25 protein-coding genes are annotated in these 21,772 nt (G+C 69.7%); 7 read left to right on the top strand and 18 right to left on the bottom strand.

The annotated features are described in order from the left end of the window. The first annotated feature begins 234 nt into the window (after positions 1 to 234). The 3 genes from QM634_RS12995 to dtd are packed head-to-tail and all read left to right on the top strand — an operon-like array spanning position 235 to position 1,840. Positions 235 to 651, top strand: a complete 417-nt coding sequence (locus QM634_RS12995) for a phage holin family protein (protein ID WP_415043197.1) — start codon at positions 235 to 237, stop codon at positions 649 to 651. Then, positions 651 to 1,382 (top strand): SIMPL domain-containing protein, encoded by a 732-nt coding sequence (locus QM634_RS12990; RefSeq protein WP_415043196.1) that lies wholly within the window; start codon positions 651 to 653, stop codon positions 1,380 to 1,382. Before QM634_RS12995 ends, QM634_RS12990 begins: the two co-directional genes overlap by 1 nt. An 8-nt stretch (positions 1,383 to 1,390) precedes the next feature. Beyond that, positions 1,391 to 1,840 carry a D-aminoacyl-tRNA deacylase gene (gene dtd / locus QM634_RS12985; protein ID WP_415043195.1) on the top strand — a complete coding sequence of 150 codons (450 nt, stop codon included), beginning with the start codon at positions 1,391 to 1,393 and terminating at the stop codon, positions 1,838 to 1,840. A 7-nt stretch (positions 1,841 to 1,847) separates the two neighbouring features. On the opposite strand, the gene map is transcribed toward dtd, so the two are convergent. The 9 genes from map to rpsH form a co-directional block, all read right to left on the bottom strand. Continuing rightward, the gene (gene map, locus QM634_RS12980) at positions 1,848 to 2,645 is read right to left on the bottom strand and encodes a type I methionyl aminopeptidase (protein WP_415043194.1); all 798 of its coding nucleotides are present in this window, start codon (positions 2,643 to 2,645) and stop codon (positions 1,848 to 1,850) included. Positions 2,646 to 2,653: 8 nt separating this feature from the next. Then, the gene (locus QM634_RS12975) at positions 2,654 to 3,211 is read right to left on the bottom strand and encodes an adenylate kinase (RefSeq protein WP_415043193.1); all 558 of its coding nucleotides are present in this window, start codon (positions 3,209 to 3,211) and stop codon (positions 2,654 to 2,656) included. After that, positions 3,208 to 4,545: a preprotein translocase subunit SecY gene (secY, locus tag QM634_RS12970; protein WP_415043192.1), complete on the bottom strand. Its 1,338-nt coding sequence runs from the start codon at positions 4,543 to 4,545 to the stop codon at positions 3,208 to 3,210. The genes QM634_RS12975 and secY overlap by 4 nt, the downstream gene beginning before the upstream one ends. A 154-nt stretch (positions 4,546 to 4,699) precedes the next feature. Next, complete coding sequence (rplO, locus tag QM634_RS12965; RefSeq protein WP_415043191.1) at positions 4,700 to 5,140, bottom strand: 50S ribosomal protein L15; 441 nt, start codon at positions 5,138 to 5,140, stop codon at positions 4,700 to 4,702. A gap of 3 nt (positions 5,141 to 5,143) precedes the next feature. Continuing rightward, the gene (rpmD, locus tag QM634_RS12960; RefSeq protein WP_415043190.1) at positions 5,144 to 5,329 is read right to left on the bottom strand and encodes a 50S ribosomal protein L30; all 186 of its coding nucleotides are present in this window, start codon (positions 5,327 to 5,329) and stop codon (positions 5,144 to 5,146) included. A gap of 2 nt (positions 5,330 to 5,331) precedes the next feature. Then, a complete protein-coding gene (gene rpsE, locus QM634_RS12955; RefSeq protein WP_415043189.1) occupies positions 5,332 to 6,000 on the bottom strand; it encodes a 30S ribosomal protein S5 in 669 nt (222 codons plus the stop codon). Between the two features lie 46 nt (positions 6,001 to 6,046). Then, the gene (gene rplR, locus QM634_RS12950; RefSeq protein ID WP_415043188.1) at positions 6,047 to 6,445 is read right to left on the bottom strand and encodes a 50S ribosomal protein L18; all 399 of its coding nucleotides are present in this window, start codon (positions 6,443 to 6,445) and stop codon (positions 6,047 to 6,049) included. Positions 6,446 to 6,448: 3 nt separating this feature from the next. After that, positions 6,449 to 6,985: a 50S ribosomal protein L6 gene (gene rplF, locus QM634_RS12945; RefSeq protein ID WP_415043187.1), complete on the bottom strand. Its 537-nt coding sequence runs from the start codon at positions 6,983 to 6,985 to the stop codon at positions 6,449 to 6,451. Between the two features lie 9 nt (positions 6,986 to 6,994). Continuing rightward, on the bottom strand, positions 6,995 to 7,393 hold the full coding sequence (gene rpsH / locus QM634_RS12940) for a 30S ribosomal protein S8 (RefSeq protein WP_415043186.1): 399 nt from the start codon (positions 7,391 to 7,393) through the stop codon (positions 6,995 to 6,997). Positions 7,394 to 7,726: 333 nt separating this feature from the next. On the opposite strand from rpsH, the gene QM634_RS12935 reads away from it, so the two are divergent. Both QM634_RS12935 and QM634_RS12930 read left to right on the top strand, forming a co-directional pair. Further along, positions 7,727 to 7,975 (top strand): DUF5652 family protein, encoded by a 249-nt coding sequence (locus tag QM634_RS12935; RefSeq protein WP_415043185.1) that lies wholly within the window; start codon positions 7,727 to 7,729, stop codon positions 7,973 to 7,975. Positions 7,976 to 7,977: 2 nt separating this feature from the next. After that, positions 7,978 to 8,532 carry a hypothetical protein gene (locus QM634_RS12930; RefSeq protein WP_415043184.1) on the top strand — a complete coding sequence of 185 codons (555 nt, stop codon included), beginning with the start codon at positions 7,978 to 7,980 and terminating at the stop codon, positions 8,530 to 8,532. Here the strand turns inward: QM634_RS12930 and QM634_RS12925 are convergent. After that, a complete protein-coding gene (locus QM634_RS12925) occupies positions 8,498 to 9,520 on the bottom strand; it encodes a TQXA domain-containing protein (RefSeq protein WP_415043183.1) in 1,023 nt (340 codons plus the stop codon). The two genes, QM634_RS12930 and QM634_RS12925, sit on opposite strands and share 35 nt — an antisense overlap. 260 nt (positions 9,521 to 9,780) lie before the next feature. Here QM634_RS12925 and QM634_RS12920 point away from each other — a divergent pair, with 260 nt between their 5' ends. Together QM634_RS12920 and QM634_RS12915 are read left to right on the top strand one after the other, a co-directional pair. Further along, positions 9,781 to 10,710, top strand: coding sequence for a family 2A encapsulin nanocompartment shell protein (locus QM634_RS12920; RefSeq protein ID WP_415043182.1), 930 nt, complete (start codon positions 9,781 to 9,783; stop codon positions 10,708 to 10,710). Next, positions 10,697 to 12,082, top strand: coding sequence for a family 2A encapsulin nanocompartment cargo protein cysteine desulfurase (locus QM634_RS12915; protein ID WP_415043181.1), 1,386 nt, complete (start codon positions 10,697 to 10,699; stop codon positions 12,080 to 12,082). The genes QM634_RS12920 and QM634_RS12915 overlap by 14 nt, the downstream gene beginning before the upstream one ends. Here QM634_RS12915 and QM634_RS12910 read toward each other — a convergent pair. From QM634_RS12910 to QM634_RS12875, 8 genes are all read right to left on the bottom strand, one after another. Beyond that, positions 12,079 to 13,002 carry a TIGR03564 family F420-dependent LLM class oxidoreductase gene (locus tag QM634_RS12910; RefSeq protein WP_415043199.1) on the bottom strand — a complete coding sequence of 308 codons (924 nt, stop codon included), beginning with the start codon at positions 13,000 to 13,002 and terminating at the stop codon, positions 12,079 to 12,081. The two genes, QM634_RS12915 and QM634_RS12910, sit on opposite strands and share 4 nt — an antisense overlap. A 180-nt stretch (positions 13,003 to 13,182) precedes the next feature. After that, positions 13,183 to 13,368, bottom strand: a complete 186-nt coding sequence (locus tag QM634_RS12905) for a type Z 30S ribosomal protein S14 (RefSeq protein ID WP_007319192.1) — start codon at positions 13,366 to 13,368, stop codon at positions 13,183 to 13,185. Between the two features lie 14 nt (positions 13,369 to 13,382). Next, positions 13,383 to 13,958: a 50S ribosomal protein L5 gene (gene rplE, locus QM634_RS12900; protein ID WP_415043180.1), complete on the bottom strand. Its 576-nt coding sequence runs from the start codon at positions 13,956 to 13,958 to the stop codon at positions 13,383 to 13,385. Position 13,959: 1 nt separating this feature from the next. Continuing rightward, on the bottom strand, positions 13,960 to 14,277 hold the full coding sequence (gene rplX / locus QM634_RS12895; protein ID WP_124246725.1) for a 50S ribosomal protein L24: 318 nt from the start codon (positions 14,275 to 14,277) through the stop codon (positions 13,960 to 13,962). Position 14,278: 1 nt separating this feature from the next. Further along, positions 14,279 to 14,650 carry a 50S ribosomal protein L14 gene (gene rplN / locus QM634_RS12890; protein WP_415032117.1) on the bottom strand — a complete coding sequence of 124 codons (372 nt, stop codon included), beginning with the start codon at positions 14,648 to 14,650 and terminating at the stop codon, positions 14,279 to 14,281. A gap of 207 nt (positions 14,651 to 14,857) precedes the next feature. Beyond that, positions 14,858 to 15,163, bottom strand: a complete 306-nt coding sequence (locus tag QM634_RS12885; RefSeq protein ID WP_415043179.1) for a hypothetical protein — start codon at positions 15,161 to 15,163, stop codon at positions 14,858 to 14,860. Between the two features lie 145 nt (positions 15,164 to 15,308). Further along, the gene (locus QM634_RS12880) at positions 15,309 to 16,304 is read right to left on the bottom strand and encodes an alpha/beta hydrolase (RefSeq protein WP_415043198.1); all 996 of its coding nucleotides are present in this window, start codon (positions 16,302 to 16,304) and stop codon (positions 15,309 to 15,311) included. 43 nt (positions 16,305 to 16,347) lie between these two features. Continuing rightward, complete coding sequence (locus QM634_RS12875) at positions 16,348 to 21,747, bottom strand: amino acid adenylation domain-containing protein (RefSeq protein ID WP_415043178.1); 5,400 nt, start codon at positions 21,745 to 21,747, stop codon at positions 16,348 to 16,350. Positions 21,748 to 21,772 lie beyond the last annotated feature (25 nt).

Raw genomic sequence — 21,772 nt, 5'->3', positions numbered from 1 at the left:
CGCTCGGCGGGTACCCGGGCGCGCCTCCCGGAAGGGGCGGCGGGACCGGACCGGGCCCCGGCGGCGGGGCTTGACCCGGGTCGTTGCCCGCGCCGAACGGATTGAACGATGACACGCTGCAATGCTGTCATACGATCGACCCATTCGTGTGACCCACTCGAATGATTTCGGGCGCGCCCCGCCGGGCCCGCGATTCACCGCCCCGCGTGTGTGGGCGTCTGGCAGGATTGCGGCATGACTTCATTTCTGTGGCGCACCGCAACGACCGGCCTGACCCTCTGGTTGGCATCCCTCCTCGTCAAGGACAGCATGCACTTCGTCTGGAGCGCCGACGGCGCCCACGACGTCTCGGTGTGGCAGAAGGTCGGGGTCGTCGCGGCGGTCGCCGTCGTATTCGGCATCGTCAACGCCTTCATCAAGCCGGTGATCAAGACCCTGTCGATCCCCTTCTACATCCTGACCCTGGGCCTGTTCAGCCTCATCGTCAACGCGTTCATGCTGTGGCTGGTCTCCGAGTTCACCAAGCACGTCACGCACTGGGGCCTGGTCGTGGACAAGTTCTGGTTGTCGGCGATCTGGGCGGCCCTGATCATCTCGCTGGTGGGCGTCATCGTCACCGCGGTCACCGACCGCGTCGCCGAGAAGGTCTAGTGCGCAGCGCTCCCCACCGCGCGGCGGCTCTCATCGCCGCCGCCGCGGTCTGCGGCGGCGCGCTCGCCGGGTGCTCCTCGCCGAGCAACAGCGAGGACACCCGCTCGGTGACCGTCGTCGGCACCGGAAAGGTGACCGGCGTGCCGGACACCCTCAGTGCGACGATCGGCGTCGAGGCGCAGGCCGACGACGTGAGTGCCGCGATCAACGAGGCGTCGGAGAAGATCGCCAAGATCACCGAGTCGGTGACCGCGGCGGGCGTGGACAAGAAGGACGTGCAGACCCAGCAGGTCTCCATCAACCCCCGCTACTCCTCGCCCGGCAGCGGCGGCGGCACGTCGTCGATCAGCGGTTACGAGGCGTCGAACACCATCTCGGTGAAGGTTCGCGACCTGACCAAGGCCTCCAAGCTGCTCGGCGACGCCGTGACGGCGGGCGGCAACAACACCCGGCTGTCCGGGGTCAGCTTCGCCGTCGACGACAACTCGGCCCTGATGCGCAACGCACGCGAGGCCGCCTTCGCCGACGCCCGGGCGCGGGCCGACCAGTACGCCCGCCTGTCCGGCGACAAGCTCGGCAAGGCGCTCATGATCACCGAGTCCAACTCCGCCGACTCCTCGCCGTCGCCGACCTACAAGAGCGCCCGCGACATGGCGGTCGCCCCGATCCCGATCGAACCGGGCGAGCAGACGCTCAACTACTCGGTCACGGTGCGCTTCGCCCTGACCTGAGTGCGATCGTGCGAGCGGTAGTCCAGCGCGTCACGCGGGCGCGGGTCGTCGTCGACGGCGAGACCGTGGGCGAGTTGGACCTGACCGACGGGCGCCAGGGACTGTCGGTGCTCGTCGGGGCCACCCACGGCGACACCGAGGAGCAATCCCGCGCGCTCGCGGACAAGATCTGGCGGCTGCGGATCCTGGACGGACCCGACGGCGGTCAGGCCGGTGCGGCGGACGTGGCCGCGCCGATCCTCGTGATCAGCCAGTTCACCCTCTACGCCAACACCGAGAGGGGCCGTCGGCCCTCGTGGAACGCGGCCGCACCGGCCGAGGTCGCCGAGCCCCTGGTCGACGCACTGGTGGCGCATCTGCGCGAGCTCGGTGCGATGGTGGCCACCGGCAGGTTCGGCGCCCACATGGCGGTCGACTCGGTCAACGACGGACCGGTGACGATCCTGCTCGAGGTCTGAGGCGCCGCTAGGCGGGGCGCCGGGTGAGGATCCGCGGTCCGTCCGCGGTGACCGCGACGGTGTGCTCCCAGTGTGCGGCGCGACTGCCGTCGTCGGTCACGACGGTCCAGTCGTCCTCCAGGACACTGGTCTCCTCGGTGCCGAGGGTGAGCATCGGCTCGATCGCCAGCGTCGAACCGACGACCAGGCGCGGGCCGTGGCCCGGTTCGCCCTCGTTGGCCAGGAACGGCTCCATGTGCATCTCGCGCCCGATGCCGTGGCCGCCGTAGCCGGCGACGATGCCGAAGGGCCGGTCGAAGGTGGCGCAGGCGTCCAGGGTGCCCTGTTCGATGGCGTGCGAGACGTCGGTCAACCGCGCACCGTCGACCATGGCCGCGATGCCCGCCTCCAGCGACAGGCGCGTCGCCTCGCTCAGCGCCGCCGAGTCGCGGCCGATCTCGCCGACGCCGTAGGTCCAGGCCGAGTCTCCGTGCCAGCCGTCGAGGATGGCGCCGCAGTCGATGGAGACCAGGTCTCCGTCGGCCAGGACCACCTCGGCCGACGGGATGCCGTGGACGACCACGTCGTTGACCGAGCTGCAGATCGAGCCGGGGAAGCCGTGGTAGCCCTTGAACGACGGGATGGCCCCGGCTTCGCGGATCACCGTCTCGGCGACCTCGTCGAGCTCTAGGGTGGATATTCCGGCGGCGGACGCCTCACGAACGGCCACCAGGGCGCGTCCGACGACCTCGCCGGCCGCGGCCATCGCGTCGAGCTCACCGGCCGACCGGAACGGGACGACGCCGCGTCGACCGAAGAAACCCATCGCGGCCGTCAGGCGGAGGTGTCGGGCTTGTCGTCGACGCCGAGTGCGGCCAGCACGCGCCGGTGCACCTCGTCGACCTCGCCGACCGCGTCGATCGAGCGGACCTCGGAACCGTAGAAGTCGAGCAGCGGCGCCGTCTCGGTCTCGTAGACCGAGAGCCGGTTGCGGATGACCTCTTCGCTGTCGTCGGCCCGGCCGCGCGCGAGCATGCGCTCGACGACCACGTCCGCGTCGACGGTGAACGACAGCACCGCGTCGAGGGTGACGCCCATGTCCTTGAGGGCCTCGGCCTGCTCGATGGAGCGCGGGAAGCCGTCGAGGATGAAGCCGCGGGCGGCGTCCGGCTCGGCGATGCGGGCGCGGACCATGTCGACGGTCACCTCCGACGGGACGAGGTCGCCCGCGTCGAGGTAGCGCTTGGCCTCGATGCCGATGGCCGTGCCCTGCGAGATGTTCGCGCGGAACAGGTCACCGGTCGAGATGTGCGGGATGCCCAGCGACTCGGACAGCAGTTCGGCCTGCGTCCCCTTGCCGGCTCCGGGCGGACCGAGGATCACGATCTTCAATTCAGGAACCCTTCGTACTTGCGCTGCATCAGCTGGCTGTTGACCTGCTTGACCGTGTCAAGGGCCACCACGACCATGATCAGCAGCGCCGTGCCACCGAACGGGAGGTTCTGCGCGCCGTTGCCGCCGCCGACGTCCATGAAGAGGTTCGGCAGGATCGCGATCACACCGAGGTAGATCGAGCCGGGGAGCGTGATCCGCGACAGGACGTAGCCGAGGTAGTCGGCGGTGGGCTGGCCCGGACGGATGCCCGGGATGAAGCCGCCGTACTTCTTCATGTCGTCGGCGCGCTCCTGCGGGTTGAACGTGACCGCGACGTAGAAGTACGTGAAGAAGATGATCATCGCGAAGTAGACGGCGATGTGGACCGGGTCGCTGGGCTTCACCAGGTGGTTGTCGATGAAGATCTGCCAGCCCTTGGCCTCGCCGGTGCCCTTGGTCAGGTTGCTGATCAGCATGGGCAGGTACAGCAACGACGACGCGAAGATGACCGGGATGACGCCGGCCTGGTTGACCTTGAGCGGCAGGTACGTCGACGACCCGCCGTACATCTTGCGCCCGACCATCCGCTTGGCGTACTGCACCGGGATGCGGCGCTGGCCCATCTCGATGAAGACCACGCCCGCGACGATGATCAGGCCGGCGAGGATCACCAGCGAGAAGATGAACGGGCCGCGGTCGTTGTAGATCATCCGACCCTCGGCCGGGATGCGCGCGACGATGCCGGCCGAGATCAGCAGCGACATGCCGTTGCCGATGCCGCGCTCGGTGATGAGCTCGCCGAACCACATGACGACCATGGCGCCGGCGACCATGACCAGCACGATCAGGGTCAGGGACGCGATCGACTTGTCGTGGAGGATGTTCGCGGTGTCACAGTTCGCCTGGCCCTGCAGCAGGGTGCCGTTGGCGGCCAGCGCGACGATGCCGGTGGCCTGCAGCACGGCGAGCGCCACGGTCAGGTACCGCGTGTACTGCGTCATCTTGGCCTGTCCGGCCTGGCCCTCCTTGCGGAGTTCCTCGAAGCGCGGGATGACCACGGTGAGCAGCTGCACGATGATGCTCGCGGTGATGTACGGCATGATGCCGATCGCGAACACCGACAGCTGCAGCAAGGCGCCGCCGGAGAACATGTTGATCAGCGAATAGATCTGCTCGGCCGTCGCGCTCTTGTCACTCCCGCTGGGCTTCAGGCAGTCCTGGACCACGGCGAAGTTCACGCCCGGCGACGGCAGGGTCGCACCGAGCCGGTACAGCACAAGGATCCCGAGGACGAAGAAGATCTTCTTCCTCAGTTCCGGCGTGCGGAACACGGCGACGAGGGGGGAGAGCACTAATTCCTCCTAGTGGGCGACCACTCCGGTCGGGCCTGGCAATGGACGGCTCGTCGTCGACAGCGGACTGTCGACGGGCAACGCTGCAAACTCTAACAGTTGTGCTGCTGCGCAGCCGCCGGCACAGCGCGCGGGGCGCCGTGCCGGCAGTGCGTCAGAGTTCGGTGGCGCTGCCGCCGGCGGCGGCGATCTTTTCCTTGGCCGCGGCGGAGAACTTGTTGGCGGTGATGTCGATCTTCACCGACAGCTCACCGTCGCCGAGCACCTTGACCAGCTGGTTCTTGCGGACCGCACCCTTGGCGACGAGCTCCTCGACGCCGACCTTGCCGCCCTTGGGGAACAGCTCGGCCAGATCGCCGACGTTGACGACCTGGTACTCGACCCGGTTGCGGTTGGTGAAGCCCTTGAGCTTCGGCAGCCGCATGTGGATCGGCATCTGGCCGCCCTCGAAGCCGGCGGGCACGTTCTTGCGGGCCTTGGTGCCCTTGGTGCCGCGACCGGCGGTCTTGCCCTTCGAGCCCTCACCGCGACCCACGCGGGTCTTCTCGGTCTTCGAGCCCGGGGCGGGCCGAAGGTGGTGGAGTTTGATGGTCATGTCTTAAACCTCTTCGACGGTCACGAGGTGCCGGACCACGTTGATCAGGCCCCGCGTCTGCGGGTTGTCCTCGCGGGTGACGGTCTTGCGGATGCCCTTGAGGCCAAGGGTCCGCAGGCTGTCACGCTGATTGCTCTTGGTACCGATCGTGCTCTTGATCTGGGTGATCTTCAGCTGCTTGTCGGCCATGATCAGGCCTCCTTCGCGGTCGCCGCGGCGGCGGCAGCGGCGCGGGCGCGCAGCATGCCGGCCGGGGCGACATCCTCGACGGGCAGGCCGCGGCGGGCCGCGACCTCTTCGGGACGCTGCAGCATCTTGAGTGCCGCAACGGTGGCGTGCACGACGTTGATGGCGTTGTCCGAGCCGAGGCTCTTGGCCAGGACGTCGGAGACGCCCGCACACTCGAGCACGGCGCGCACGGCGCCACCGGCGATCACACCGGTACCCGGGCTGGCCGGGCGGAGCAGCACGACGCCGGCGGCGGCCTCACCCTGCACCGGGTGCGTGACGGTGCCACCGATCATCGGGACGCGGAAGAAGTTCTTGCGAGCCTCTTCGACGCCCTTCTGGATCGCGGCCGGGACTTCCTTGGCCTTGCCGTAGCCGACACCGACCATGCCCTGGCCGTCGCCGACCACCACGAGGGCGGTGAAGCTGAACCGACGGCCGCCCTTGACGACCTTCGAGACGCGGTTGATGGTGACGACGCGCTCGAGGTGGTTGCGCTCCTCGCGGTCGCGGCCACCACGGTTGTCGCGACGGTCGCCGCGGCCCCCGCGACGGTCGCCGCCGCGCTCGTTGCTGTTGCTGTTGTTGCTGTTGGCGGGTCCGTTCCCGCCGTCACGCTGACGTCCGGGCATCAGAGGGTCCCTCCGTTGTTGATCAGGCAAATCGTGAAAGTGGTCATCAGAACTTCAGGCCTCCCTCGCGGGCGGCATCGGCGAGCGCCGCGATCCGACCGTGGTAGCCGTGGCCACCGTGGTCGAAGACGACGGTCTCGATGCCGGCCTTCTTGGCGCGACCGGCGATCAGCTCGCCGACCTTCGCCGCCTGGGCCTTCTTGTCGCCACCGCCCGATCGCACGTCGGCCTCGATCGACGACGCGGCGGCCAGCGTGTTGCCGGCCAGGTCGTCGACGAGCTGCACGTGCACGTGCCGGCTGCTGCGCTTGACCACGAGGCGCGGACGCTCCGGGGTGCCGGCGATCTTCTTGCGCAGGCGGAAGTGACGGCGGCTGGTGGCCGTGCGACGACGCGTCGAGGCGTCCTTGCCGACCGGCTTGCGCTTGGTTGCTGTTTCACTCATGGCTTACTTACCCGTCTTTCCGACCTTGCGGCGCACGTGCTCGCCTTCGAAGCGGATGCCCTTGCCCTTGTACGGGTCCGGACGCCGCAGGCGGCGGATGTTCGCCGAGATCTGGCCGACCTTCTGCTTGTCGATACCCGAGACCGAGAACTTCGTGGGGGACTCCACCGCGAAGGTGATGCCCTCGGGGGCCTCGATCGGCACCGGGTGGCTGTAGCCCAGGGCGAACTCGAGGTCGCGGCCCTTGGCCTGCACGCGGTAGCCGACCCCGAAGATCTCGAGGTTGCGGGTGTAGCCCTCGGTGACACCGACGACCAGGTTGTTGATGAGACTGCGCGACAGACCGTGCAGGGCACGGTTGCGACGCTCGTCATTGGGGCGGGTGACGACGATCTGACCGTCCTCGACCGCAGCCTTGATCGGCTCGGAGATCGTGACGTCGAGCTCGCCCTTGGGGCCCTTGACCTTCACGTTCTGTCCGTCGACGGTGACGTCGACGCCGGCCGGGATGGCGATGGGGTTCTTACCGATTCGCGACATGTTCGCCCCTTACCAGACGTAAGCGAGGACTTCGCCGCCCACGCCCTTGTTGGCTGCCTGGCGGTCGGTGAGCAGGCCCGACGACGTGGAGATGATCGCCACGCCGAGGCCGCCCAGCACCTTGGGCAGGTTGGTCGATTTCGCGTACACCCGCAGGCCCGGCTTCGAGACGCGGCGCAGACCAGCGATGCTGCGCTCCCGGCTCGGGCCGTACTTGAGGCTCACGACGAGCTTCTTGCCGACCTCGGCGTCCTCGACGCGGTAGTCGGTGATGTAGCCCTCTTTCTTGAGGATCTCGGCGATGTTGGCCTTGATCTTCGACGACGGGAGGGTCACCTCGTCGTGGTACGCCGAGTTGGCGTTGCGCAGACGCGTCAAGAAGTCTGCGATCGGGTCAGTCATGGTCATGGGTGACCGTCAACCTTTCTCGTGGCGGTTCCCATGCAGCGGCAGTCCCTGGAATTCCAGGTCGGACCGGTGGGCCTTCCACGAAGTGGAGTTGTGCTTAGGTTATTCCCTGTTCATGCCATTGGCTTTTCGCCGGCACGGACGGGGTATGAAGTTGTGGCTCCCGGGAGCACAGTTCACCCCGGGCAACCGTTTCAGTGTAGGGAATCGCCAGCCCAGACCCAAATCGAGTCGTCGACGGTCGCTGTGCCGAGGTTTGTTGTCGCCCCGTGGTCACAGACCTCGGTGCAAACGGCGATTCCGTCCCCTCGGCGTGCGGGTAACGTGCAAGTCATGGCACGCAAGCATTGGAACGACCTGTCCCCACGGACCAAGGGCGTCATCGTCGGCGCCGCCGCCGTCGACGCCGGACTGCGCGCGTGGGCCTTGCGCGACCTCGGCAGCCGCACCACGTCCGAGGTCAACGGCCCGAAGTCGCTGTGGCAGACGGGCCTGCTGATCGTGAACTCGGCCGGAGTGCTTCCGGCCGCCTATCTGCTGCGCGGCCGACGACAACCGGCCGTGCAGGCGCCGGAGGCCTAGCCGTGCGGGCCACGATGTGCGGCCTCGTCGCGATCGCGCTCGTGTCCCTCGTCGGCTGCACGCGCACGGAGAACCCGTCACCGCCGACGACCATCACCACGACCGTCACCGCGTCGACCGTGCAGGGCACCACCCGAACCGCACCGAGCCAGGGCACCGCCGTCGACCCCGCCGACTACCAGGGCCCCGGGGGCCACTTCTTCGCCTCACCGTCGGCCAAGTGGCACTGCGGGATCGTCGCCGCGTCCCGACAGGCCGGCTGCCACGGTCCGATGCCGGCCGACGCCCCCGCCGTGCCGGGCTCCGGCGCCCCGGACACGATGGTGCGGCCGAACTCGATCGTGGTGGCCTGGGGCAACCAGATGGCTCGGTTCACCTCGATCGGGGACCCGCAGTTCATGCCCGACGGACCGAACTCACGACCCCTCCCCTACGGTCGGTCGCTGACCGTCGGCAACTTCACCTGCACCGTCGCACAGACGACGGGCGTGACGTGCACCAACACCCTCAGCCACCACGGGTTCACCGTGTCCGACCACGCCTACGAGCTGCGGTGACCAGCGGGGTGTAGCCGACCGACTGATGGTCGTCGGCGAGGAGCACCCAGGGCTCGACGCCGTCGACGGCCACGTCGACCCGGTCCAGCAGATACTCGTAGAGATGGACGATCGGCGCCTCGTTGACGTAGCGCGCGGCGCCGGACACGCGGAACGAGAGGTCGTCGAGGCCGATCCTTCCGGCCCCGGTCACCTCGAGCCGATAGCGATCGAAGCCGAGGACGCCGCCGCGACGGCTGTCACTGACCGTCGCCGCCTCGGCGAGGGTTCGTTCGCGGCGTCCGTCGGCGCGGGTGGTGAAGGCCGATCCGGCCACCGTCGACCACCCGCGATTCGTCGGCTTGAGCAGGCGCGCCGCGACCCGGTCGCCCGGAACGCTCGAACGGACGGTCACGCCGTAGCCGCCCAGCACCACCGATTCGGCGAACTCGACCTCCACGAGGCGACCATCGGTCTCGTCGACGTCGCGCACCGCCAGTGGCGCGTCAACCGGGATCGTGTCGAGCACCAGGTTGTTGGTAAGCCGCCACAGTGCCGCTTGGGTCGCCGCGATCGCCTGATGCTCGCGCAGGTCCGCCGCACCCAGCGGATGGCCCGCCGCGCGCAGGCGGTCGCTCAGCTCGTGGAGTCCCACGACCGGATATGACTGGGACAGCACCGCGGTGATCGCGCCGGATCGGAACCGCGCGGCGTAGGCGCCGGACACCTGATCCCACGAATGCGGTCGGTAGACCGTCGGACTGTCGGTGACCCGGCCGTGGAAGTCGAGGGAGTACGCCCCGACGTTCGGGTTGAGGCGCACCAGATCGGTGCGGCCGCAGGTGCCGTCGGCGAAGTGGATCTTGGTGATCGACGTCGGGTAGGTGCCGCCGCGATAGCGCGTCAGGCGGGCGAACGGCGCGGCGGCCGGACCGTCGGCCGGGACGACCGGAACCGGAGCGGTCGCGGACGGGACGGCACGCGACGGCGCGAGGGCGGTTTCAGACATGGACTTTCCCCAATGGATTTCGATGGATGGCGCGGCGCGCGTCGGGACCGAGAGGTCAGCGACAGCGGCAGCCGGGGACGACGGCGGGGTCGCACATTCGCATCGAGGGGAGAGTACTCACGCCCACACCGTAAGCGCAGCACCCCGATTTCCGGGCTTTCGGCGGGGGTTCGGATCGCCGTGAATCCAACCCCTTCCGGAGTTGTCGAAGAGCCCGCGCCGGCCCCTACAGTCGAGCCACCCATGACTGGAGGAGTCCGATGACCAACCCGCAGAACGAGTCCCAGGCGCTCGGCGATCTCGCCGCCCGGCAACTCGCCAACGCCACCAAGACCAACGCCCAGCTGCCGACGATCACCCCGCGCTGGCTGCTCGACCTGCTGCAATGGGTCCCGGTCGAGGCCGGTGTCTACCGGGTGAACCGAGTGGTCAACCCGGACGAGGTGTCCGTCCACGTCGCACAGGGCGAGTCCGACCTCGACGGCGAGCTGCCCCAGACCTTCGTCGACTACGAGACTCACCCGCGCGAGTTCACGCTGCGCCCGATCTCGACGGTCTTGGACGTCCAGACCCGCGTCTCCGACCTGTACTCGAGCCCCCACAACCAGGTCGCCGAGCAGCTGCGCCTGACGATCGAGACGATCAAGGAGCACCAAGAGTCGGCGCTGATCAACAACCCCGAATACGGGTTGCTGGCCCAGGCCGTCCCCGAGCAGCGCGTCTCGACGCTGACCGGGCCGCCCACGCCCGACGACCTCGACGGGCTCATCGCGAAGGTGTGGAAGTCGCCGGGCTTCTTCCTCACCCATCCGCTGGGCGTGGCGGCGTTCGGCCGGGAGGCGACCCGGCGCGGGGTGCCGCCGGCGACGGTGAGCCTGTTCGGCGCGCAGTTCCTGACCTGGCGCGGGATCCCCATCATCCCGTCGGACAAGGTGCCGGTGACCAAGTCGAAGACCGCGTTCATCCTCGTGCGCACCGGGGCCGAGCGGCAGGGCGTCGTCGGCCTCTTCCAGCCCGAGCTGGAGGGCGAGGGCCAGACGCCGGGGTTGTCGGTGCGGTTCTCCGGGATCGACCGCGCCGGCGTCGCCTCCTACCTGGTCACCCTCTACACCTCGCTCGCCGCGCTGACCGACGATGCCCTCGCGGTGCTCGACGACGTGGCGGTGGACAATTTCCATGACTACTCCTGAGACGTCGTTTCCCGCGACGCCGGAGTTCTACTTCGCCGACGCCGGCGGCCCGATGTTCTATTTCCTCGACGATCGATTGGACGCATCGCCGGCGATCGGCGGACCGCCGACGCCGGAGCCGCCGGTCGTGACGACGACCGGCGACCGCGCGCTGGACGTGGCGTCGGTGCGCAGCGACTTCCCGATCCTGGGCGAACGGGTCAACGGGCGGCCGCTGATCTGGTTCGACAATGCGGCGACCACCCAGAAGCCGCGGGCGGTGATCGACCGGATCTCGTCCTTCTACGAGCATGAGAACTCGAACATCCACCGGGCGGCGCACGAGTTGGCCGCCCGCGCGACCGACGCCTACGAGGACGCCCGCGAGACCACCCGGCGCTTCCTGAATGCGCCGCGGGTCGAGGACATCGTCTTCGTGCGCGGCACCACCGAGGCGATCAACCTCGTCGCACAATCGTGGGGGCGCAAACACCTGGGAGAGGGCGACGAGATCGTCATCACCCACCTCGAGCACCACGCCAACATCGTCCCGTGGCAGCAGATCAGCCGGCAGACGGGTGCGGTGCTCAAGGTCGCGCCGGTCGACGACCGCGGCAACCTGCTGCTCGACGAGCTCGAACGGCTCGTCGGGCCGCGCACCAAGCTCGTCGCCGCCACCCAGGTGTCGAACGCACTGGGGACGGTGACCGATGCGAAGCGGATCGTCGAGATCGGCCACCGCCACGGCGCGCGGGTCCTCATCGACGGCGCGCAGTCGATCCCCCACATGCCGATCGACGTCGTCGACCTGGGCGCCGACTTCTTCGTGTTCTCCGGCCACAAGATCGTCGGCCCGACGGGGATCGGCGTCCTCTACGGGGCGCAGGACGCCCTGGCGGACACCCCGCCCTGGCAGGGCGGCGGCAACATGATCGCCGACGTCACCCTCGAGCGGGCGCTGTACCAGGATCCGCCGAACAAGTTCGAGGCCGGCACCGGCAACATCGCCGACGCCGTCGGGCTCGGCACGGCGCTGCGGTATGTCGCGGACCTGGGAATCGAGCGGATCGCCGCCTACGAGCACCACCTGCTCGACTATGCGACCCCGCGTCTGTCCGCCATCCCCGGTGTGCGGATCATCGGCACCGCCGACGAGAAGGCCAGCGTGCTGAGCTTCGTCCTGGACGGGCACGAGCCGCTCGAGGTCGGGAAGGCGCTGAACGCGGAGGGCATCGCCGTCCGGGCCGGCCACCACTGCGCCCAGCCGATCCTGCGGCGGATGGGCGTCGAGCAGACCGTGCGCCCGTCCTTCGCCTTCTACAACACGACCGACGAGATCGACGTCTTCCTCGACGTCGTCGACCGCCTCGCACGGGGCGGGGTCGGGGGTTAGCCCGCCAGGCTCCGCAGCAGCGCCCGGGTGCGGTCGCGCACCTTCGCGTCGCGGTCGAAGACGATGCCGACGTACTCGTCGACGCCGGCGTCGACCAGCTCGGTGATGCGGGCCGCGACCGTCTTCTCATCGCCGACGACGGCCGCGTCGACGGGGGTGTCGTAACCCTCGCGGTCGAGCATCGCCCGATACGACGGCAGCGCGTTGTACATGGCGAACTGCTTGGCGGCAGTGGCTTTCGACGTCTCGACGTCGTCGGTCACGGCGACCGGGAGGAAGGCGATGGTGCGCACGTCGGAGGCGGAGCGCCCGGCCGACTCGGCCGCGGCGCGCAGGCCCGGCACGATGTGGTCGCGCAGGGTCTTCGGTCCGGTCATCCAGGTCACGGTCCCCGCGGTGCGGCGGCCGGCCAGCTTCAACATCTGCGGGCCCAGCGCGGCGAGGTAGACCGGCGGCGCCGGAACGTCGGTGAGACTCATGTCGCCGCGGGTGGTGGTGAAGTCACCGGTGGCGTCGGCCATCTTCTGCTCGAGCAGTGGCAGGAGGCCGTCGAGGTACTCGGACATGCGGCGCACGCCGCGCTCGTAGGGGATCCCCCACATGCCCTCGGTCACGACCTTGTGGGTCAGGCCGATGCCGAGCGTCAAGCGTCCGTCGGTGACTGCGTTGACGGTGAGCGCACGCTGCGCGAGGTTCATCGGCAGTTGGGTCTGGATGGGCAGCACGCCCGTGGCGAACTCGATGCGGGGCACCTCCCGACCGGCGAGGGCCAGAACCGTCAGCGCGTCGGGATCGCGGGGCATCTGCGTCGACCAGACCCGGCCAAAGCCCTCCTCGTCGAAGGTCCGCAGCGCCGCGATGTACTCGTCGAGGTGCAGGGTCTTCCGGCCGTCGACCGTGTGCATGATGCTGATCTCCACGGTTCCAACGTAGGCCACCTGGGCACGCTCAGCGAGAATCTGGGCACGCTCAGCGAGATTCTGGGCACGCTCGGCGGAAATCTGGGCACGCTCGGCGAAAAGCGACGAATGCACGACGACCCCGCCTCTCGTCGAGGCGGGGTCGTCGTGGTGTTCGGGTGGACGGCCGGGGCCGTCAGCTCACCAGCTGGACTTCTGCACGCCCGGCAGCTCGCCGGCGTGCGCCATCTCGCGCAGGCACACGCGGCACAGGCCGAACTTGCGGTACACCGAGTGCGGGCGACCGCACTTGTTGCAGCGCGTGTAGGCGCGCACAGCGAACTTGGGCTTCTTGTTGGCCTTGTTGACCAGAGCCTTCTTTGCCATTGGATTCCCTACCGTCAGTTCTTCGCGTTGTTGTCTTTGAACGGGAAGCCGAGCTCCTTCAGGAGCGCACGACCCTCGTCGTCGTTGGTGGCCGACGTGACGACGGTGATGTCCATGCCGCGCGGTCGGTCGATCGAGTCGATGTTGATCTCGTGGAACATCGACTGCTCGTTGAGCCCGAAGGTGTAGTTGCCGTTGCCGTCGAACTGGCGGTCGGACAGACCGCGGAAGTCGCGGATGCGCGGGAGGGCGATCGACACGAGACGGTCGAGGAACTCCCACATGCGGTCGCCGCGCAGCGTGACGCGGGCGCCGATCGGCATGCCCTCGCGCAGCTTGAACTGTGCGATCGACTTGCGGGCGCGACGGATCTCCGGCTTCTGACCGGTGATCAGCTCGAGGTCGGTGACCGCGCCGTTGATGAGCTTGGAGTCGCGGGCGGCGTCACCGACGCCCATGTTCACGACGACCTTGACCACGCCGGGGATCTGCATGACGTTGTCGTAGCCGAACTGCTCGTTCAGCGCGCCCTTGATCTCTTCGCGGTAGCGGGTCTTGAGGCGGGGCTGGATCTTCTCGGAAGTGGTCATCTCAGATGTCCTTCCCGTTCTTGCGGGAAATCCGGACGCGCTTGCCGGTCTCCTCGTCGGTCCGGTAACCCACGCGAGTCGGGTTGCCGTCGGAGTCCACGACCATCACGTTCGACACGTGGATGGAGGCCTCCTGGGTCACGATGCCCCCGGAGGAGGCGCCGCGCTCGTCGGCCGAGGCGGCGGTGTGCTTCTTGATGCGGTTCACGCCCTCGACGAGGACTCGCTGCTGCTTCGGGAAGGCCTGGATGACCTTGCCCTTGGCGCCCTTGTCCTTGCCCGAGACGACGATCACGGTGTCGCCCTTGTGCACCTTCATGTCAGAGCACCTCCGGAGCCAGCGAAACGATCTTCATGAAGCGCTTGTCACGCAGCTCGCGGCCGACCGGGCCGAAGATGCGGGTACCGCGCGGGTCGTTGTTGTCACCCTTGAGGATGACGGCGGCGTTCTCGTCGAAACGGATGTAGCTGCCGTCCGGGCGCCGGCGCTCCTTGACGGTGCGCACGATGACCGCCTTGACGATCTCGCCCTTCTTGATGTTGCCGCCGGGGATGGCGTCCTTGACGGTGGCGACGATGACGTCGCCGATCCCCGCGTATCGGCGTGACGAGCCGCCCAGCACGCGGATGCACAAGACTTCCTTGGCACCGGTGTTGTCGGCGACGCGCACGCGAGATTCCTGCTGAATCACTCGTGTCTCCTAGACCTGGATGTGTTGCCCGCCGGATTTCCGACCCGACGCGCACGGCCTGCTGCCATCGGACACGCGCCTGCCTGGGGTTTTCCGGTCTCCCGGACGACTCCAGTGGGTTCGCATGCCGACTTGCGGCGCTCGCGCGCCACAGGCAACCGCTTCAGTGTAGGCGAAGCCGCAGGTCGCGGCCAAATCGAGGCGGTCTCAGACCACCGACGACAGCGTCGCGGTGCGACCGCCGCGGTCCCGGCCCAACCAGGCGAGTGCGTCGGCGACCAATTCGGCCTGACCGCGGGGCTCGCGGGGACGGACGGATTCGGGCATCAGGCTGAGCAGGGCGGCGGTGACCGCGGCCGTCTCGGACAGTCCGGCATCGGACACGACCCGGTCGAAGGCGATGACGCGTTCGCGCAGCACGCCGTGCGCGACGGCCTCCCCGCCCCAGCGCAGGGCGGTCAGCCCGGGCGCGGTGCGGCCGCGGTCGTCGATCTGTGCGACGAGATCGATCATCTTCGCTCACCTGACTCTCACTCGGCGCCCGACGGGCGCTCCAGGTCAAGTGTGACCCGTGATGCCGGTGGTGAAAATGTGGCGAAAGGTATTGCCGCTCATCCGTGACGAAACCGAGACGGCCGCCGACGCGACCTCCCCGACGTCAGCGGATGGCGCGGCTGATCTGCGGCCACGACGCCTTCAGCTCGCGATCCCAGTACCCCCACGAGTGGGTGCCCGCCGGGCGCACGACGAAGGTCGCCGGGATGTTCAGCGACCGCAGCTTCTGGTCCATCTGCTGGGTGCACGCGTTCATCGCGGCCTCGATCGGGCCGCCGAGCACGATGCGGTCGGCGAAGTCGCCCTGCAGGTTCTTCGGGTTGTTGATCGCCTCGTCCTGGCCGGGCAACCCGGTCATCGACGACAGGTAGATCGACAGTCCGCGCAGCTTGGCCGCGTTGATGTACGGGTCGTGGCGGATCCAGTCCGGCCCGCCCAATCGCCCCCACATGTTGGTGACGCTACCGCCGCCACGACCTTCGACGACCTGCTTGATGTACTCCTGGCCGAGTGGGTCGCTGGTGCGTGCGCAACCGCTGTACGCGGCGACCGCGCGGTAGAGGCCCGGACGGACGATGGCGAGGTTGAGCACCGAGGTGCCGGCCATCGAGATACCGGCGGTGGCATTCTTGCCCGTGGTCCCGAGCGTGGCGTCGATCAGCGGCGGCAGCTCGCGCGTCAGGAAGGTCTCCCACATCGGCTTGCCCATCTTGGGATCGCGGTGCAGCCAGTCCGTGTAGTACGAGAGCTTGCCCTTCAGCGGCGTCACGACGTTGACGTGCTTGGTGCGGAAGAACGTGGCGTAGTCGGTCTTGTCCGCCCAGTTGCCCTCGCCCTCACCGCCGGCGGCACCGTTGAGCAGGTACAGCGTGGGCGCCGGGCCGCCCCCCTTGGGCACCAGCACGTCGAGCGGGATGTTCTGGTTCATCGACGGCGAGAAGACGGTGATCAGCTCCCGCTGCGGTCCCTTCTTCTGCACGCTCACGACCCGTGCGGCCGGTGCGGCCGCCACGGGCCCGGCGGCCGGCACGGCGAGCAGGCCGGACAGCACCGCGCCCGTCATCACCGCCGCGCGTCGACGGTGCGGGTTCTTCGGCATGTGGTTCCCCTTCACGTTCAAGCGACTGATGCTACCGACCGATTCAGTCATCGCGATCCTCCCGGTCATCCGGGTTTGCTGTGAGTTCGGCGAGCGCGGCCCCGATCACCGGTCCGATGAGCGCGAATCCCTCGGTGGTGCCCATCGCCCCGTGCTCGACGTCGGCGTCCACCTCGGACAGTGCACCGGTCAGGTGCGGGCGCCAGAACTCCAGGAGCCGGTGCGGCTCGTCCTTGCCGCGGACGGCGCTGACGAACAGCGCCCGCCCGTCGAACTCCCCCGGCCGGTACGCCGGCAGGAGGTCGGCACCCGCGTCCAGCGCATCGATCATCCGGTGCACCTGGTCGCGCGGCGCCGAGCCGACGACGGCCAGCTGCGCGGCGATCGTCTCCTCGCGCGCGGTGTCGGGGTCGACCTCCATGGCCTCGGCACCCAGGCCCATCGACTCCGCGGCGCGGCGCAGGTCGGCGACGACGGTGTCGTGCTCGTCGCGGGACACCTCGGCGGTGTAGGCGCTGCCGGCCGCCGGGTCCATCAAGCCCAGGAAGGCGACCTCGTCGCCGCGGCGGCGCAGTCGGGTGGCGACCTCGAAGGCGATCACACCGCCCAGCGACCAGCCGAGCAGGTGGTAGGGCCCCTCGGGCACGACCTGCTTGATCTCGTCGATGTACCGCTCGGCGAAGTCGCCGATGCTGCCCAGCCGCTCTTCGCCGGCGACGACGGCCGGGTCCTGCAGGCCGTACACCGGACGACCCGGGATGTGCGGGACGAGTTCGGCATATGCCCAGGCCAGACCGTCGGCGGGGTGGAAGCAGAAGAGTGCGGGCCCGTCGCCGCCGGTGCGCAGGCGGATCACCACGCCGCTCGAGCGGATGTCGCCGTGCACCGCCTCGGCGAGTTCGCGGACGGTCGGGTGCTCGAACAGGCGGGGCAGGTCGACGGCGATGTCCCGGTCGCCGAGGCGGGCCGCCAGGCGCATCGCAGACAGCGAGTTGCCGCCGAGGTCGAAGAAGGACTCGGTGGCCGAGACCCTCTCGACGCCGAGGACGTCGGCGAACACCTCGGCCACGCTCTCCTCGAGCGACCCCTCGGGTGCGACGTACTCGCCGACGAGCGACGACAGGTCGGGCGCGGGCAGCCCCTTGCGGTCGAGCTTGCCGGTCGCGCCGAGTGTGACGTCCTGCAGCGGGGTCCACACGGTCGGGCGCATGTAGTCCGGCAGCCTCGCGGCGACATGGGCGCGCACGGCCGCCAGGTCGGCCGACGCCGGTGCGAAGTAACCGACCAGGAACTCCCCGCCACCGGGGGCGGTGGCCACCGTCGCCGCCGCGTGCACCACGCCCGGTGCCGCGGCGATGGCCGCCTCGATCTCGCCGAGCTCGACGCGTTGGCCGCGCAGCTTCACCTGGAAGTCGCTGCGTCCCAGGTATTCGATGTCGCCGTCGGTGTTCCAGCGCACCACGTCGCCGGTTCGGTACAGCCGGGCGCCGGGCTCGCCGTACGGGTCGGCGACGAACCGCTCGGCGGTCAGCCCCGGCTGCGCGGCATAGCCGCGCGCCACCTGCACCCCGCCCAGGTAGAGCTCGCCGGCAACCCCGACCGGCACAGGTGCCAGCCGGTCGTCGAGTACCAAGGTCGAGGTGTTGGCCACCGGGCGGCCGATGGTCACCGATGCGTCGCCCGGCGCGATGTGCGCGGCCGTCACGTCGACCGCCGCCTCGGTCGGGCCGTACAGGTTGACCAGCGACAGCGTCGGCAGCGCGGCCAGCAGTTCCTGCGCGACCGCCGGCGACAGCGCCTCCCCGGAGGTGAACACGTGCCGCAACGACGACAACCCGGCCAGGCGCGCGCCGGTCACGTCGCAGAACACCGACAGCATCGACGGGACGAAGTGGATCACCGACACGTCCCGCTCGGCGATGAGCCCGGCCAGGTACTGCGGGTCGCGGTGCCCGTCGGGGCGGGCCAGCACCAGCGGCGCCCCGACGATCAGCGGCAGGAACAGCTCCCACACCGAGACGTCGAAGGTGTACGGCGTCTTCAACACAAACGTCTCGTCGGCGCCCAAGCCGTAGTCCTGCGCCATCCAGGCCAGACGGTTGCGCACGGCGAGGTGCGAGACGGTCACACCCTTCGGCTCGCCCGTGGAGCCCGAGGTGAACAGCGTGTACAGCGCCGAATCGCCACCGATGGCGCCGAGTCGCTCGGCGTCGTCGATCGGGGCGACGCTCGGGTCCACCGGGCCCGCGGCATCGACCTCGACGATCCGCACGTCGGGCAGGTCGGCGACCGCCTCGGGCACCGCCCCGGCGGCGACCAGGACCACCCGGGCACCGGCGGTCCGCATCATCGACGCGGCGCGCCCCGACGGCGCCGCCACGTCGACGGGCACATACTGCCCGCCAGCCGCGACCACCGCGTGCACCGCCACCATCAACTCGACACTGCGGTCGATGCACACCCCGACCGCGACATCCGGACCCACACCCGCGGCGATCAACGTGCGCGCCAACAGCGCGACCCGTGCGCCGAATTCGCCGAAGGCGACCTCGCGATCCCCCAAGATCAGGGCCACCGCATCCGGGGTCCGGGCGACCTGGGCGGCGACCGCATCGGCGACCGACCCCGACGGAACCGTCTCGACCGGCCCCGACGAGGCCGACAGAATCGCCGCACGGCCCTCGTCGTCGAGCAACGACACCTCGGCGGCCCGCGTCCGCGGGTGGTTGCCGAGCGCGTCCAGGATGCGCAGCAACATGGCCCCGAAGTCGGCGACCTCGTCGGCGGCGAAGGCGCCCGGCAGGTACTTCAGATTGACCGTCAGGCCGGTGCCGTCGCCCGCGGTGATCATGTTCAGCGGGTAGTGCGTGGCGTCGCTGAACTCCGCGCCGGCGATGACAAGCCCACCGGTGCCGTCGCCCGCGTCGGCCAGCGAATCGGCGTCGACCGGGTAGGACTCGTGCACGACCAGCGTGTCGAACCCGATGTCGCCGGCCGCGGCGCCGATCTCCGACAGGCCGATGTGGTGGTAGTCGAGCAGCGCGACCTTGTCGGCCTGCAGGTGTTCGAGGAGCTGCGCCAACGATTGGTCGGGGTCGACGTCGACGACGACGGGCAGCGTGTTGATGAACAGGCCGACGACCGACTCGATGCCGTCGAGGTCGGCGGGACGCCCCGAGACGGTCTCGCCGAAGGTGACCGCGCGGTTGCCGGTGCGCCGCGACAGGAACAGCGCCCAGGCCAGCTGCAGCACCGTCGACACGGTCGCGCCGTGCTCGCGCGCGGTGCGGTCGAGGGCGCCGGCCAGGTCGGCGGGCACCGGGATCGACAGCGTTGCGGGCAGGGCGTCGGGCTCGACCTCGGCACCCGGCGCGATGAGCGTCGGGCCCTCGGCGGGTGCGAGGACGCGGCGCCAGGCGTCGAGTCCGCCGACGGTGTCGCGACCCTCGATCGAGCGCAGGTATTCCTTGAAGCCGACGGCCCCGTCGCGCGGGGTGAAGGTCGACCCGGTGGCGTACAGCGCCATCAGGTCGGCCATGACCAGCGGCGACGACCAGCCGTCGATCACCAGGTGGTGGGCGACGACGAGGACGTCGGTCTGGTCGCCGTGACGCGCGACGAGGAACCGCAGCAGCGGCGCGGCGGACAGGTCGAAGGGGGCAATCGATTCGTGCTCGACCAGTTCGCGGACCCGGTCCTGCGCGTCATCGGCGTCGCCGAGGTCGACGACCCGCCACGGCACCCGCACGTCGTCGGCCACGATGGCAACCTGTTCGCCGTCGCCGGTGGTGACGAAGGCCGACCGCAGCACCGGGTGTGCCTGCAGCAGGCCGTCGGCGGCCCGGTGGAGCCGCTCGAGGTCGACCTCGCCGCGCAGGGTCAACAGGGCGGCGACGACGTAGACGTCGGGGGCGCCGGTCGTGGTGGCGACGAAGGAGTGGAAATACAGGCCGCGCTGCAGTGGCGACAGGCCCCACACGTCGGCGCCGGGGTGGGAGCGGGCGATGGCGTCCAGGTCGCCCTGGGTGACCCGGGCGGCGGGCACATCCGACGGCGACAGCCCCGGGTCGCGGGCGTCGACACTCGCGACGACCCGGGCGAGCTCGGTCTGCCAGCGGGTCACGAGGTCGTCGACGTCGGCGCGGCTCATCGAGGACGGATGGCGCACATCGGCGGTGATGACGGGCCCGTCGGTCGATGCACCGGCGACGGCGTTGATCGTCAACGGGCTCATCATGGCGACCTCGCCGGTGACGCTGCCGGGCAGGGCCGGCGCGTGGGGGTCGGGCGTCATGGCCTGCGCCGACGCCTCGTCGGCGGCCGCCGCGGTGCGCGCACCGAGGTAGTTGAAGGTGATCGACGGCAGGGGCCCGGCCAGCGGCGAATCCTGCTCGTAGCGGAGCAGGCCGTAGCCCAGGCCGTAGCCGGGTAGGGCCAATCGCTCTTCCTTGGCGGCCTTCACCGCGTGCACGACGTCCGCACCGGGCTCGACGCGCAGCGGGGCGATGCTGGTGAACCAGCCGACGGTCCGCGCCAGATCGGCGCGGCGCGGGTCGGCGCCGGATTCGAGCACGTCCTCGTAGCGCCCGTGGCCTTCGGAGAGCACGGTGACCGGGGCGTCGTCGGCGATGCCCTTGGCCCGCTGCCAGCCGCGCACGGCACGCGCGAGCGCGCCCATCAGCACGTCGGCGGTGTTGGCCCCGAAGGCTTCCGGGACGCTGGTCAGCAACGGCCCGGAGACCGGCGCCGGCACCGTGACGTCGACGGCCGACGTGTCCGCCCACCGGGTCGGCGCCTCGACGTCGACCCCCAGATCGGTCGTGCCCGAGCGGTGGAGCCAGAAGTCGCGCTGCGTCGCGACCTCGTCGCGGCGCGCGTCCAGCGCCGTGTACCAGGCGCGGGCGGAGGTCTGTTCGGCGCGCAGCACGATCGGCTCGCCCGCCGCCAGCTGGGCCCATCCGACGAACAGGTCCTCGACGAGCATCGGCCAGCTCACCGCGTCGACGGCCAGATGGTGGCCGACCACGACCAGGCGCGCACCGCCCGTGCCGCGGACCAGGACCACCTGCAGCACCCGGCCGGCAGCCGGATCGAGTCGGGCGGCCGCCGCGGCGTGGGCGTCGACGACGGCCCGCTCGAAGACATCGGTTCCCGGGGCCGCGTCGACGATGGCTTCCGACACCGCTCCCGCGACGTCGAGGGCGGTGCCGATGGCGAGCGTCCACTCCCCCGCCTCCCGGGCGAGGCGCGCGGCGAGCATCGGGTGCACGGCCACCACCTCGGCGACGAGGCGTCGCAGGTCGGCGATTGACGCCTCCTCGGGGGCGAGCAGCACGATCGACTGGTTGAAGTCGGTGAAGTCGCCGCCGGCCGAGACCATCCACCGGACCACCGGGGGCAGCGGCGCGGTGCCCGACGGGCCGCCCGCCGGGTCGGCCAGCATCGGCAACCGCTCGCCGCCGGCGTCG

Source organism: Gordonia sp. (in: high G+C Gram-positive bacteria) (assembly GCF_047606305.1).
GTDB lineage: Bacteria > Actinomycetota > Actinomycetes > Mycobacteriales > Mycobacteriaceae > Gordonia.
This window is presented reverse-complemented; position numbering and strand designations above follow the sequence as displayed.

Excerpts from the sequence above, each read along its gene's own strand:
- QM634_RS12995 (WP_415043197.1), top strand. The coding sequence starts at position 235 with ATGACTTCATTTCTGTGGCGCACCGCAACGACCGGCCTGACCCTCTGG.
- map (WP_415043194.1), bottom strand. The coding sequence starts at position 2,645 with ATGGGTTTCTTCGGTCGACGCGGCGTCGTCCCGTTCCGGTCGGCCGGT.
- rplO (WP_415043191.1), bottom strand. The coding sequence starts at position 5,140 with ATGACCATCAAACTCCACCACCTTCGGCCCGCCCCGGGCTCGAAGACC.
- rpmD (WP_415043190.1), bottom strand. The coding sequence starts at position 5,329 with ATGGCCGACAAGCAGCTGAAGATCACCCAGATCAAGAGCACGATCGGT.
- rpsE (WP_415043189.1), bottom strand. The coding sequence starts at position 6,000 with ATGCCCGGACGTCAGCGTGACGGCGGGAACGGACCCGCCAACAGCAAC.
- rplR (WP_415043188.1), bottom strand. The coding sequence starts at position 6,445 with ATGAGTGAAACAGCAACCAAGCGCAAGCCGGTCGGCAAGGACGCCTCG.
- rplF (WP_415043187.1), bottom strand. The coding sequence starts at position 6,985 with ATGTCGCGAATCGGTAAGAACCCCATCGCCATCCCGGCCGGCGTCGAC.
- rpsH (WP_415043186.1), bottom strand. The coding sequence starts at position 7,393 with ATGACCATGACTGACCCGATCGCAGACTTCTTGACGCGTCTGCGCAAC.
- QM634_RS12935 (WP_415043185.1), top strand. The coding sequence starts at position 7,727 with ATGGCACGCAAGCATTGGAACGACCTGTCCCCACGGACCAAGGGCGTC.
- QM634_RS12925 (WP_415043183.1), bottom strand. The coding sequence starts at position 9,520 with ATGTCTGAAACCGCCCTCGCGCCGTCGCGTGCCGTCCCGTCCGCGACC.
- QM634_RS12920 (WP_415043182.1), top strand. The coding sequence starts at position 9,781 with ATGACCAACCCGCAGAACGAGTCCCAGGCGCTCGGCGATCTCGCCGCC.
- QM634_RS12915 (WP_415043181.1), top strand. The coding sequence starts at position 10,697 with ATGACTACTCCTGAGACGTCGTTTCCCGCGACGCCGGAGTTCTACTTC.
- QM634_RS12905 (WP_007319192.1), bottom strand. The coding sequence starts at position 13,368 with ATGGCAAAGAAGGCTCTGGTCAACAAGGCCAACAAGAAGCCCAAGTTC.
- rplE (WP_415043180.1), bottom strand. The coding sequence starts at position 13,958 with ATGACCACTTCCGAGAAGATCCAGCCCCGCCTCAAGACCCGCTACCGC.
- rplX (WP_124246725.1), bottom strand. The coding sequence starts at position 14,277 with ATGAAGGTGCACAAGGGCGACACCGTGATCGTCGTCTCGGGCAAGGAC.
- QM634_RS12885 (WP_415043179.1), bottom strand. The coding sequence starts at position 15,163 with ATGATCGATCTCGTCGCACAGATCGACGACCGCGGCCGCACCGCGCCC.
- QM634_RS12880 (WP_415043198.1), bottom strand. The coding sequence starts at position 16,304 with ATGCCGAAGAACCCGCACCGTCGACGCGCGGCGGTGATGACGGGCGCG.
- QM634_RS12875 (WP_415043178.1), bottom strand. The coding sequence starts at position 21,747 with ATGCTGGCCGACCCGGCGGGCGGCCCGTCGGGCACCGCGCCGCTGCCC.